This window comes from Mesorhizobium sp. WSM2240, from assembly GCF_040438645.1.
GTDB lineage: Bacteria > Pseudomonadota > Alphaproteobacteria > Rhizobiales > Rhizobiaceae > Allomesorhizobium.
This window is the reverse complement of record NZ_CP159253.1, coordinates 1335357-1347403: the sequence shown is the minus strand read 5'-3', so window position 1 is coordinate 1347403 and position 12047 is coordinate 1335357. Positions and strand designations below refer to the sequence as shown.

The 12047-nt window shown below is 63.6% G+C and carries 11 protein-coding genes and 1 pseudogene; 7 read left to right on the top strand and 5 right to left on the bottom strand.

Features of this window, described 5'->3' with window-relative positions:
* Positions 1 to 178 precede the first annotated feature (178 nt).
* The 4 genes from ABVK50_RS06425 to ABVK50_RS06410 all read left to right on the top strand — a co-directional run bounded on the left by ABVK50_RS06425 (position 179) and on the right by ABVK50_RS06410 (position 3559).
* Positions 179 to 1294 (top strand): TRAP transporter substrate-binding protein, encoded by a 1116-nt coding sequence (locus tag ABVK50_RS06425; RefSeq protein ID WP_353642349.1) that lies wholly within the window; start codon positions 179 to 181, stop codon positions 1292 to 1294.
* Between the two features lie 91 nt (positions 1295 to 1385).
* Positions 1386 to 1997, top strand: a complete 612-nt coding sequence (locus ABVK50_RS06420; RefSeq protein ID WP_353642350.1) for a TRAP transporter small permease subunit — start codon at positions 1386 to 1388, stop codon at positions 1995 to 1997.
* Positions 1994 to 3346, top strand: a complete 1353-nt coding sequence (locus ABVK50_RS06415) for a TRAP transporter large permease subunit (protein WP_353642351.1) — start codon at positions 1994 to 1996, stop codon at positions 3344 to 3346. The genes ABVK50_RS06420 and ABVK50_RS06415 overlap by 4 nt, the downstream gene beginning before the upstream one ends.
* 45 nt (positions 3347 to 3391) lie before the next feature.
* Positions 3392 to 3559 carry a hypothetical protein gene (locus tag ABVK50_RS06410; protein ID WP_353642352.1) on the top strand — a complete coding sequence of 56 codons (168 nt, stop codon included), beginning with the start codon at positions 3392 to 3394 and terminating at the stop codon, positions 3557 to 3559.
* A 52-nt stretch (positions 3560 to 3611) separates the two neighbouring features.
* Here ABVK50_RS06410 and ABVK50_RS06405 read toward each other — a convergent pair whose 3' ends face one another.
* On the bottom strand, positions 3612 to 4646 hold the full coding sequence (locus tag ABVK50_RS06405; RefSeq protein WP_353642353.1) for an aldo/keto reductase: 1035 nt from the start codon (positions 4644 to 4646) through the stop codon (positions 3612 to 3614).
* 34 nt (positions 4647 to 4680) lie between these two features.
* The gene (locus ABVK50_RS06400) at positions 4681 to 5862 is read right to left on the bottom strand and encodes an MFS transporter (RefSeq protein ID WP_353642354.1); all 1182 of its coding nucleotides are present in this window, start codon (positions 5860 to 5862) and stop codon (positions 4681 to 4683) included.
* Between the two features lie 101 nt (positions 5863 to 5963).
* Here ABVK50_RS06400 and ABVK50_RS06395 point away from each other — a divergent pair, with 101 nt between their 5' ends.
* Positions 5964 to 6878: a LysR family transcriptional regulator gene (locus ABVK50_RS06395; protein ID WP_353642355.1), complete on the top strand. Its 915-nt coding sequence runs from the start codon at positions 5964 to 5966 to the stop codon at positions 6876 to 6878.
* A gap of 195 nt (positions 6879 to 7073) precedes the next feature.
* Here the strand turns inward: ABVK50_RS06395 and ABVK50_RS06390 are convergent, their stop codons facing one another.
* Positions 7074 to 7616 carry an RNA 2',3'-cyclic phosphodiesterase gene (locus ABVK50_RS06390; RefSeq protein WP_353646071.1) on the bottom strand — a complete coding sequence of 181 codons (543 nt, stop codon included), beginning with the start codon at positions 7614 to 7616 and terminating at the stop codon, positions 7074 to 7076.
* Between the two features lie 108 nt (positions 7617 to 7724).
* Positions 7725 to 7900, bottom strand: a pseudogene (locus ABVK50_RS06385) (transcriptional regulator); the annotation flags it as partial.
* Positions 7901 to 8000: 100 nt separating this feature from the next.
* On the opposite strand from ABVK50_RS06385, the gene ABVK50_RS06380 reads away from it, so the two are divergent.
* Positions 8001 to 8558 (top strand): dihydrofolate reductase family protein, encoded by a 558-nt coding sequence (locus ABVK50_RS06380; RefSeq protein WP_353642356.1) that lies wholly within the window; start codon positions 8001 to 8003, stop codon positions 8556 to 8558.
* A gap of 108 nt (positions 8559 to 8666) precedes the next feature.
* On the top strand, positions 8667 to 9197 hold the full coding sequence (locus tag ABVK50_RS06375) for a dihydrofolate reductase family protein (protein ID WP_353642357.1): 531 nt from the start codon (positions 8667 to 8669) through the stop codon (positions 9195 to 9197).
* Positions 9198 to 9846: 649 nt separating this feature from the next.
* Here the strand turns inward: ABVK50_RS06375 and ABVK50_RS06370 are convergent.
* Complete coding sequence (locus ABVK50_RS06370; RefSeq protein WP_353642358.1) at positions 9847 to 11868, bottom strand: OmpA family protein; 2022 nt, start codon at positions 11866 to 11868, stop codon at positions 9847 to 9849.
* Positions 11869 to 12047 lie beyond the last annotated feature (179 nt).

The following is a 12047-nucleotide window of genomic DNA, read 5'->3' as shown; positions in this document are numbered from 1 at the left end:
GTCGTCATTTTGCGCATGCTAACGGATTGTGCAATGCACTATCCCAAAAGCTGAAACGCCCACGCTTCCATTGCAACTCTGGATATAAAGTCGGAGCCCAGCGGTCTTGCATCGCGTCGATGTTGCCCTATTCTGTTTCCCGCTGAAGATCAAAACATGACCAGCTTGGGAGGAAATCATGACTGGCAAGAGTATTTCGCGCAGACGCTTCCTTGGAACGACGGCGGCAGGCGCCACGGCCGCCGGCACACTTGCGGCGCCCGCCGTGCTCGCCCAGGCGCCGATAACTCTGAAGATGCAATCCTCCTGGCCGGCCTCGGACGTTTTCCAGGAGATGGCCGCGCAATATGTCCAGCGCGTTCAGGAAATGTCGAACAACCGCCTCAGGATCGACCTTTTGCCCGCGGGCGCGGTGGTCGGCGCTTTCCAGGTGCAGGACGCCTGTCATGACGGCACCATCGATGCCGCTCACACCGTGCCGGTCTATTGGTACGGCAAGAACAAAGCCGCCTCGCTCTTCGGCACGGGCCCGGTGTTCGGCGCCGACGCCAACCAGATGATCGCCTGGCTCTATCACGGCGGCGGCCAGGAGTTCTATCGCGAACTGACCCAGGACATACTGGGCCTCAACATCGTCGGCTTCCTGTCCTTCGGCATGCCGGCCCAGCCGCTCGGCTGGTTCAAGAACGAGATCACGGACGCCGACCAGCTTCAGGGCCTGAAATACCGCACCGTGGGCCTGGCTGCCGACCTGTTCCAGGCGATGGGCGCCAGCGTCGCGCAGCTTCCGGGCGGCGAAATCGTGCCGGCGATGGAGCGCGGCGTCATCGACGGTTTCGAGTTCAACAATCCGACCTCGGACATGCGCTTCGGCGCGCAGGACGTCGCCAAGAACTACATGCTGGCCTCCTATCACCAGGCGAGCGAATCATTCGAGTACATTTTCAACAAGGACACGTTCGAGGGCCTCGATCCGGACCTTCAGGCAATCCTCAAATACGGCGTCGAAGCCGCCCATCTGGCGAACTATGCGCTGGCGATGCAGCAATATTCGGCCGATCTGCAGAAGCTGCAGACCGAATCCGGCGTCAACGTCAAACGCACGCCCGATTCCGTTCTGCAGGCGCAGCTCGAGGCCTGGGACCAGATCCTGCCACCGCTGATGGAAGACCCATTCTTCAAGAAGGTCGTGGACAGCCAGAAAGCCTGGTGCGACCGCGTCGTCTATTACAGCCTGCTCAACGCGCCCGACTACAAGCTGGCTTATCAGCACTATTTCCCGGACAAGATCTGATCGACTTAGACTCCGCGCCGTGCCGGCAGGGTGACCAACCCCCGCCGGCGCGGTTCGGGCTGAATTCCGCGATCAACCAAGCGGGTGCGCCTTGGAAAGTTACATCTGGTTTGCCGACAAACTATCGGCCTGGTTCGGCAAGGTCTTCGCCTGGTGCGTCATGATCATGACGCTCGGCGTCAGCTATGAGGTGGTTGTGCGCTATCTGTTCCGCGCTCCGACGCCTTGGGCATTCGACCTTTCCTACATGATGTACGGCACCATGTTCATGATGGCGGGAGCCTACACACTGTCGCGCGACGGGCATGTCCGCGGCGATTTCATATACCGGCTGTGGCGGCCAAGAACCCAGGCGACCGTCGAACTGGTATTGTATTTCCTGTTCTTCTTTCCTGGCGTGATCGCGCTTGTTATTTCGGGCTGGCGCTACGTCAGCCGCTCGTGGCGCTATCTCGAAGTCAGCACGATGAGCCCGGCCAACATCCCGATTTATCAGTTTAAGGCGGTCATCATCGTCGCCGGCATCCTTCTGGTCATCCAGGGCATCGCCCAGGTTTTCCGCTGCATTATCACAATACGGACCGGCGCTTGGCCGACGCCCGAGGAGGATGTCGAGGAACTCGAGGACGTGCTGATCAAGGAGGGCATCGGCGCTCTTGACCCCCACGCCAGTGACCCGGCGGAGAGGAAAGCAGAACAATGACCGACCCGCAGATCGCCCTCCTGATGCTGGGCCTGTTTATCTTTGTCATTATGCTCGGCTTTCCCATCGCCTTCACTCTGATGGCCATGGGCATAGGCTTTGGCTACTACGCCTATTTCGACGCCGACCGGATGCGGCATGTCTTTGACAACCGCGTCTTCGACCTTTTCGTCAACCAGACCTATTCAGTCATGGCCAATGACGTGCTGACCGCGATCCCGCTTTTTCTGTTCATGGGCTACATCGTGGAGCGTGCCAACATCGTCGAGCGGCTGTTCGATACGTTGAACGTGGCCACCCGGCGGCTGCCCGGCTCCATGGCTGTGGCGGCATTGATCACTTGTGCGCTGTTCGCCACCGCCACCGGCATCGTGGGGGCGGTCGTCACGCTGATGGGCCTGCTTGCTCTGCCGGCCATGCTGAAGGCCCGCTACGACGAGCGCTTCGCCACCGGCGTTATCTGCGCGGGCGGAACGCTGGGCATCCTCATTCCGCCCTCGATCATGCTGATCGTCTATGCGGCCGCTTCCGGCGTGTCGATCGTCCGGCTCTATGCCGGCGCGCTGCTGCCCGGGTTCCTGCTCGCCGGCATGTACCTGATCTACATTGTCGGACGCGCCGTGCTCAATCCGAGCCTGGCGCCTCAGGCGGAACGCCGCAGCGACAGCGTTTCGACCGGCAAGGTGTTGTGGATGCTCGCCACCTCCTTCTTCCCGCTTGCGATCCTGATCCTGGCCGTTCTCGGAGCGATCCTGTTCGGGTTTGCGACACCATCGGAGGCAGCCGCCATAGGCGCGCTGGGCGGGCTGCTGCTTGCCGCCGCCTACCGTGCTCTCACATGGCAGCGCCTGCAGGAATCGGTTTATCTGACCGTGCGCACCACCGCGATGGTGTGTTGGCTTTTCGTCGGCTCCTGGACCTTCGCCTCCGTGTTTTCCTACCTGGGCGGCGAACAGGTCGTGCGCGAATTCGTTGTTGGGCTAGACATGACGCCGCTGCAGTTCCTTCTGCTGGCGCAACTCATCATCTTCCTGCTCGGTTGGCCCCTCGAATGGTCAGAGATCATCATCATCTTCGTGCCGATCTTCCTGCCGCTCCTGCCGCTGTTCGACATCGATCCGCTGTTTTTCGGCATTCTGATTGCGCTCAATCTGCAGACGTCGTTTCTGACCCCGCCAATGGCCATGTCCGCCTACTACCTCAAAGGCATAGCCCCGCCTCACATTCGGCTGACGCAGATATTTGCCGGGTCGCTGCCCTATGTAGCCATGGTTTTTTTCACCATGTTCCTCCTCTATGTCATCCCCGACGTTGTTTACTGGCTGCCGCGGCTGTTTTACGGGCGCTAGCGAGAGATCGGGAGGATCAAAAGTTGCAGATATCGGAGGGTCGCAATGTCGTCTGATCGCATCCTGGCGCTGCTCGCCTTCGCGCTCTTCGTCGGTTTCCTCGGCATTGTCGGCCTGTCGGTCAAGCGGGTCGATCTGCTCACCGTCTTGGCGATAGGAGTCGCACTCGCCGCCTACGATCTCTGGACGCAATTGCGGCCGCGCCGCCGATAGAAAACAGCGGAAGAGCGAGCCCATCCCGATCGTCTTGGCATGGGCTCCCCGTTCAAACCGCTGGCGGATTGAGCCGGGCAAAGCCCTCCTGCCGCCGGTAGGGGAAATAGGGATAGGGCGCGGTGACGCTGCTTGCCTTGTCCAGCCTGGCAATCTGCTCGGCCGCCAGCGACCAGCCGACCGCCCCGAGGTTCTGGCGAAGCTGCTCCTCGTTGCGCGCTCCGATGATGACGGAGGAAACCGTCGGACGCTGGAGCAGCCAGTTGATGGCGATCTGCGGGATCGTCCTGCCGGTTTCCAGCGCCACCTCGTCGAGCGCATCGACAATGTCGAACAGGCGCTCGTCGTCGACGGGAGGCCCGAATTCGGCGGTCTGGTGCAGTCGGCTGCCTTCCGGCAGTGGCTGGCCGCGGCGGATCTTGCCGGTCAGGCGGCCCCAACCCAGCGGGCTCCAGACCAGTGCGCCGACACCCTGGTCGAGCCCCATCGGCATCAGTTCCCACTCATAATCGCGGCCGACCAGGGAATAATAAACCTGATGCGCGACGTAGCGCGGCCAGCCGTGCCTGTCGGCAAGGCCGAGCGATTTCATCACCTGCCAGCCGGAAAAGTTGGAGACGCCGACATAGCGCAGCTTGCCGGCGCGGACGAGGCCGTCGAGCGTCGACAGCACCTCCTCGATCGGCGTGCCGGCGTCGAATGCGTGCAGTTGCAACAGGTCGATATAGTCCGTGCCGAGCCGGCGCAGCGCGTCGTCGACGCCGCGGATCAGGCGCGAGCGGGAGGAGCCGGCATCGTTCGGCCCCTCGCCCATCGGCAGCGAGCTCTTTGTCGAGATCAGCACATCCGCCCGCCGGCCCCTGATGGCCTGGCCCAGCACCTCTTCCGACGCGCCGTTGGAATAGACGTCGGCGGTGTCGAAGAGGGTAACGCCGGCCTCGAGGCAGATATCGATCAGCCGCCGCGCCTCCGTCACGTCGGTGTTGCCCCAGGCGCCGAACAGCGGCCCCGAACCGCCGAACGTGCCAGCCCCGAAGCTGAGCGCCGGAACCTTCAGGCCGGATGCGCCAAGACGTCGATAATCCATGATGTGTCTCCGATTTTTTGGGTTTTTAGGGAAGTCAGGCTGAGCAGGTCGCCGGCGCGGCCAGGGCCTGCTTGCGGTCGAGATGCAGGCTGAGGCCGACGATCAGAACGGCCGCGGCGGGAAAGAGCGCCGCGACGAAAGGAATGGTCGCCAGGCCGGCGCCATGCGCAATCACAACGCCGCCCGCCCATGCGCCGAGCGCGTTGCCGAGATTGAAGGCGGCGATATTGAAGCTCGAGGCGAGACTCTGGCCCGCTCCATCCGCCTTCTCCAGCACCCACATCTGCAGGGGCGCGACGGTGGCGAAGGCGGCGGCGCCCAATAGCCCGACAAACAGGACAGCGGCGATGCGGTCCTGCAGCGCGAAAGTCATCAGGCCGAGAACCACAGCGAGCAAGACAAGCGTACCGAACACGGTGCGCACGAGATTTGTGTCGGCGAGCTTGCCGCCCAGGAGATTGCCGGCAACAAGCCCGCCTCCGAAGACCAGCAGGATCGGCGATACGGCGGCGGACGAGAAGCCGGTGATCTCGGTCAGCGCGGGAGCGATGTAGGTGAACACCGCGAAGACGCCGGCATAACCGAGCACGGTGGTGAGCAGCCCGAGCAGCACCGGCCGCCGCGCCATGGCCTTCAAATCGGCGCGCCAGTCCTCGGCCTGCGGGGCGCTCTTGTCGTTCGGAACGAGCAGCGCGATGACGGCGAGCGCCGCGAGCCCGATCAGCGCGACGGCCCAGAAAGTGGCGCGCCAGCCGAACTGCTGGCCGAGCCATGTGCCGAAAGGCACACCCAGAATGTTTGCGACGGTCAGCCCGGTGAACATGACCGCGATCGCTGAAGCGCGCTTGTCCGGCGCGACGAGGCTGGTGGCGACTACCGATCCAACGCCGAAGAAGGTGCCGTGCGCGAAAGCGGTGAGCACCCGCGCAGCCATCAGCGGACCGTAGCTCGGCGCAAGCGCGCAGGCGGCGTTGCCGAGGGTGAATATCACCATCAGCCCGATCAGGACCTGCTTGCGCGGCCAGCGGCTGGTCATGGCGGTAAGCAGCGGCGCGCCGACGACGACGCCGAGCGCATAGCCGGAAATCAGCAGGCCGGCGGTCGCAACGGAAACGCCGAGGTCGCCGCTCACTTCGAGCAGCAGGCCCATGATGACGAATTCGGTGACGCCGATGCCGAAGGCGCCGGCGGTGAGGGCATAGAGAGCAAGAGGCATAAGGAACATCCCCGATAATTGCTTGGTCGCCTCTAGATGGACGCGCGCCCTGTGATGAACTAGACAGCTATCAGGAACAGCATTTGTGAGTTGAACTCATCATGGCGCGATTGGAGATCAACCGCTCGGGCGAGATGGACGTGTTTGTGCGGGTTGTGGAACTGGGCGGATTCTCCGCGGCCGCACGCGCCTTCCGGATGACGCCGTCCGCCGTGAGCAAGCTGATCGCCCGCCTTGAAGGGCGTCTCGGCGCGCGGCTGGTCAACCGCTCGACCAGAAAGCTGCAACTGACCCTGGAGGGCTCGGCCTTCTACGACCGCGCCACGCGCATTCTCGCCGACATCGACGAGGCGGAGCGGGCTGCCGCTTCTGGCGACAAGCCTGTCGGCCGCATCCGGCTGAACACCAACGCCTCCTTCAGCACGCACATACTGGCGCCGCTTCTGCCCGAATTTCTCGTCCGCTATCCCGGCGTATCGCTCGACATCGTGCAGACCGACGCGGTGATCGACCTGATGGAAGAGCGCATGGACGTTGCCGTGCGCGCCGGTCCGCTCAAGAGCTCCAGCCTGATCGCCCGCAAGCTCGGCGCGACGCGGATGATGATCGTCGGCGCGCCTTCATATCTGGAGCGCGCCGGAGAACCAAGGACCATAGCCGAACTGGAAGGGCACAACCGTCTCGGCTTCTGTTATTTGCGCGCTATCGAAGGCTGGCCGCTGACTAGCGGCGGGCAGGTCGTCACGCTGCCGACGATCGGAAACATCCAGGCGAGCGACGGCGAAGCGCTGCGCGTCATGGCGGTGGCCGGCGTCGGCCTCGCGCGGCTCGCCGCCTTCGCCGTGCGCGAAGACATTCGTGCCGGCCGCCTTGTGCCCGTGCTCGAAGACTGCAACGCCGGCGATCTCGAAGAAGTCCATGCCGTCTATCTCGGCCAGGGCGGCCCGCTGCCCGCACGGGTCCGGGCCCTGCTCGACTTTTTAGCCGAGCGCGCGCCGCCGGCGTTCCGGAGATAGGATGTCCGACGGCGAACCTTCATCCGTTGCCCCCCCTCGCCGAGCTTACAGTGCGTTACCCGGCCAACTCCCACCGGCCAAGCTGATGGTGGCGCGAGTGGCCTTGCGGACTGTGGACGAGGACGAATTCACGCACGGTCCAGCGCACAGGCGGTACGGGCTTTTCGGCGACACTGCGGGAATCGTAGAGCATTGTCACATGCGGGTGAACGAGCTTCGAACCGCCCTCCAAAGTCCCACCCGCCGCATCGCCTCGCCGAGCAGCCGATGCAGCCGGCGAAGCTCCGCGTGCCCAACGCTTCCCCTCAGAACCAGCGGGCTGCTTTGCCCGTTGCCGCCGAAGCTCATGGCGCGGTCGAAACCGACGTCGAAAGCCGGCATCGACACTGAAGATGCGGCTTCGTTCGCCTGCGCAATCCTGGATCGCGGCAGGCCTTCGAATTCACCGACGCCGTGCAGCGTGATGTGGAGACACAATCTGTCGAGCAGACGGCCGCGCAGTCCAAATTCCGTGCCTAACGATTGGGCGATGTCGTGTATCTGGCTGGCGGCGGCCTCGCCGGGACGGATCGCGAAGAAGATGTTGTCGAGCCGCCTGATCTCCATGCCCGGGAAGGTCGGCTGCCAAGCGCCTGTACCGGGATGAACCGCGACCTTCCGGCCCCGAATACTCCAGATTTCCTTCGGTGTCTGCATAATTGCAGGATAGAACAAAACGAGAACACATTCAAGGCTCACGTCGCTCTCAGCTAGCGTCGCAGTTTGAATTTCGGCTTCCGATCTCAAGTACGCCGTTTCGGACTTAGCGCGCCAAATCCAGAGGCGGTCATTCACTCGGGTCGGCGCCAGGCGCGTCACCCGGTCGGCCAGTATGTTCGAGGCTATCCGCTCTCCAACCCGGTCAGCAACTCGCGGAAGTGATGGCGGTTGCCGAACGTCAGGTCGCGGATGACGATCAGGTTCCAGCGATCCCCAGCGCCTCGAGCGAGATTGATCGGACAGCCCGAGCGATTTTGCGGCATTTGTGTTCTAAAGCAACTGATTGCACAGTGCAATCAGTTATGCAATGGACAAACCGATTGTAAAATGCAATCGGTAACAGAAACGAAGAGGAGCTTCACTATGGCCAAAATCGTCACTGGTATGGCAATGTCACTTGACGGATTCATGCAGGATGCCAACGGAAGTTCGGCCGCGCTTTCCACCGGCGAAGCCGACTTTCGAAACACCGAACGCGGCAAGGCATGCATTGCCGCGACCGGCGCAGTCATGATGGGCCGAAAGACGTTTGAAATGGCGGACGACCCGGACCTCTACGCGGGCAACTATGAATTTCAGGTGCCGGTCTTTGTGCTTACGCGCAATCCACCGGCCAAGCATCCCAAGGAGGGCTCCGGCCTGACTTTCACCTTCGTCCAGGATGGTCTTGATAGCGCGATTGCTCAAGCCAAGGCTGCCGCAGGCAGCAAACAGGTAACCGTGGTTGGCGGACCATCTCTTATCCAGGGGTTGCTGCAAAAAGGCGCGGTTGACGAACTGGAGATCGATCTCGCACCGGTCTTGTTGGGCTGTGGGCGCCGGCTGTTCGACAATCTCGACAAAGAAATTGCGTTTGAGACAACGAGCATGGACCCGTTGCCGCTCGGCGGCATCGCGCTGCGGTTCTCGGCTAGGCGGTGATGCCGTCAGCGAGCCAATTGAAGTCTGAATGATGTGTTCCGGGAGTATCGTGCCCCGGAATTCGCAATCAGAACCGCGCGGATGTGCCGTGTAAGGAAGGAAGTAGGTATGGCTAAGCTCGTATTCGGAATGAACCAGTCCCTGGACGGCTACGTCGATCATATGGCGTTTGCGCCAAGCCCCACGCTCTTCCACCACTTCATCGAGGAGGCTCAGGGGCAGGCGGGCAGTGTGTACGGTCGCCAAATGTATGAGGTCATGCGTTACTGGGACGACGATTATCCTGAATGGGATGCAGAGCGACACGCCTTCGCAGCGGCGTGGCGGAACCAGCCGAAATGGGTCGTCTCGCGCTCGTTGAAGTCGGTCGGCCCCAACGCCAGGCTTATTGAGGATGATCTTGAGGGCGCGATCCGCGAGCTGAAGGCCGAGCGCGACGGCGAGATCGAAGTTGCTGGCCCGGACTTGGCGCGCAGCCTCACCGAACTTGGCCTGATCGATGAGTATCGAATCTATCTGCACCCCGTCGTGCTTGGTCACGGCAAGCCATATTTCGCCGGACCCCGGCCGCCGCTCCGCCTTATGACCAGTGATCGGGTTGGCGAGGATGTGATCAGGTTGACCTACGTTCCTGCTTGATTTCGCGACTCGCCGGATGGAAATCACCGCTGAAGTCCGGTCTCGGGTTGGGCCCAAAGCGATGGGAACGACCCGCCTTGCTGCCGCCCGAATACGACGCCGAGGCTCAGGTCCGCACCGCCGACGCCAAGGGCCGCATCCACTTCGCCGGCCACAGACTGTACTGCTCCTTAGCCTTCGCCGGAAAGCGCCTGGCCCTGCGCCCAACCGACCAGGACGGCCTGTTCGAGCTGTGCTACCGTCGCCACATCCTGGCCCGCATCGACCTGCGCCCTGTTCACCATGTCTCCGAACAGGTGTTCACCATGTCTCCGGTCCGAACACGTCCAAGGGTTCCCGCCGGGACACTACGGTCCTGGAGTGCTGGACGAGCACGGAGGCCGCGAAAGCCGCACTGGCTGGAAGGGGCGCAGCGGAACGGGCGGGGACAGAAATCGCCGGCGGGGCGCGGAAGTCGCGCCACGTATTAAAAGTTCGGAAGGCTCGGCCATGCGCCCCGCTTCTCCTCATCCTGAGCTTGTCGAAGGAGAGAAGCGTTCTTTGACAATGGCCAGACGGTGAAAACCGGGCGTGGCGATGATGAAGCGCGCCGGCGCTTCCCTCCCCTTTGAGGGGAGGGAGAGTCGGCCCCGCTCGATCGGGCGGCGCGTCAATCCGCGCTCGCCACCGGGGCGACGAGCGGCGTGATACGGCGGACGGCGACGCGGCGGTTCTCCCGCTCGGGCTCGTCCGTATCGATCTTCAGATACTCCTCGCCATAGCCTTGCGTGGTGAGGTTTTCAGGCGGCAGGCCGAAGACGTCGGTCAGCGCCAGCGCGACCGCCTCGGCGCGGCGGTCTGAAAGCGCCAGATTGGCGAGGTTCGAACCGACCGCATCGGTGTGGCCCTCGATCAGGAACGTCTCGGCCGGATTTTCCTTGAGCAGGCGGTCCATCGCATCGGCGAGGCCCTCCAGCCGTTCGATCTCGGACTCCGCGATGGAAGCCGAGCCGAACTCGAAGGTGATCGTGTCGAGGTCGACCCGGCGGGTAATATCGCGCACCCGCGCGGAGCGCTTCACCTCGTCCACCGAATAGAGCCGCTGCACCTGCTCGACCGGCGGCTGGTCGAGGAACGCGTAATAGTCGTCGGCGCCGTACTCGCCGGAGGCGTCGAGAATGTACTCGTCCTTGGGGATGTCGATCCTGATCGGAGGCAAATCGAGCCCCGGATCGCGCCAGTCGCGCAGCCGGTCGTAGTCGGACTCGTCGACATAGGACAGCACCTGCTCGCGGCCGTCCGGCGTAAAGCGGGAGCGGCGGATGACGTCGCCATAGACGTTGCGGATGGTGACGATGCGGGTCCCATTGGGACGGATGACGGTCTCGCGGGTGCGGCCGTTACGCAGTTCCTCGGTGTAGACCTCGCGCGCGCCGCGGGACAGCCGCCGGCGGTCGTCGCTTTCGACCAGGACCTGATCGCCGAACTGCAGGATGAGGCGGTCGCCCATCTCGCGCAGGATCTCGGCGCCCTCGGGCCGCCTTTCGCGGCGGCGCTCGCGGCGCTCGACGCGGACGCCGTCTTCCTCGATGGCCGGCCTCACCTGACGGGCGATCGTTTCTCGCTGAGCATCGCGGTCGTTTCTGGGCAATGGCCGGATCTCAGCCTCGTCGACTTCCGCATCACGGTCGCGGCGGGCGTTGCGCCGCTCCTTGGCGCTGTCGAAAAATCGTCTTTGGGTGCGGCGTGCCTCGGCAGCGTCCCTGTCGGATTCTGTAATCTCGTCGCGGTCATCATCCCGCTCCCTCGCCTGCCGCTCGCGTATGCGTCTCTCTTCCGCCTCGCGGGCGCGCCTGACGCGCTGCGGCTCCTCCTCGGCTCGGGGCTGCTCGTCGACGATGATTTCGCGGTCGCGGCGCGCGCGCCGCTCGCGTTGCGAAGCCTCTTCGGATTCGGCCTGCCGCTTGCGGCGAGCGGCTTGCTCTTCCGCGTCACGCGCGGCCTTAGCCTTTCTCGCGGCGTCGGCCTCGGCCTTTTCGCGGCGCCTCTCGGCCTGCTCGCTTTGTTGTTCGGCCTGGCGGGCGGCACGTTCGGCCTGACGCTTTTGGGCAGCCGCTTCGGCCTCGGCTTGTTCACGGCGTTTCCTGGCCTGCTCGCCTTGTTGTTCGGCCTGGTGCGCGGCCCGTTCCGCCTGACGCTTTTGGGCAGCCGCTTCGGCCTGGCGTTTTTTGGCGGCGTTTTCAGCTTGATTCTTCGCCGCTTCGGCCTGGCGCTTCTTCGCTGCGTCGGACTCGGCCTTTTCGCGGCGTCTCTCGGCTTGGCCGGCCGCTTCCTCGGCCGCTTGGCGCTTCTTGGCGGCGGCGGCTTCGGCCTGGCGCTTCCTGGCCGCGCCGGCGTCGGAATCTGCTTTCTCGCGGCGCTTCTCAGCCTGTTCGCTCTTTTTGCCAGCCTCGCGCCCGGCTTCTTCCGAGGCCTCTCGCGCCTTCTTCTCGGCGCGCTCGGCGCGCCTTTTCTTGAGAACTTCGGCGCCCCGGCTTCCTTCGCCTTGCGCCAGAATCAACGGAGCGGCACCCGGAATCGCAATCGACGGGATTTGCGGGCCGCCGGCGTGCAGAGGCATGGCGGCGGCCGATCCGCAGGCCATCAGCAGCCCGAGCGCCGTCCCCGCCAGAATCCTTGGTTGGCGTTTCATCGTCAAAATTTCTCCGTTGCGGCAGTCCCGTCCTGTCTCCAATCAACCGCACGGAAATTGGTTCCGAGTAGGGCGGCGAGGCGGCAGCTCTGTGACCTGAAGAGCATTCGACTGTGCACGGAGCCGCACGGAGCTAAGACCTCCGGCCACGGCCACAGGCCGCGACGGCCAGGTTCACG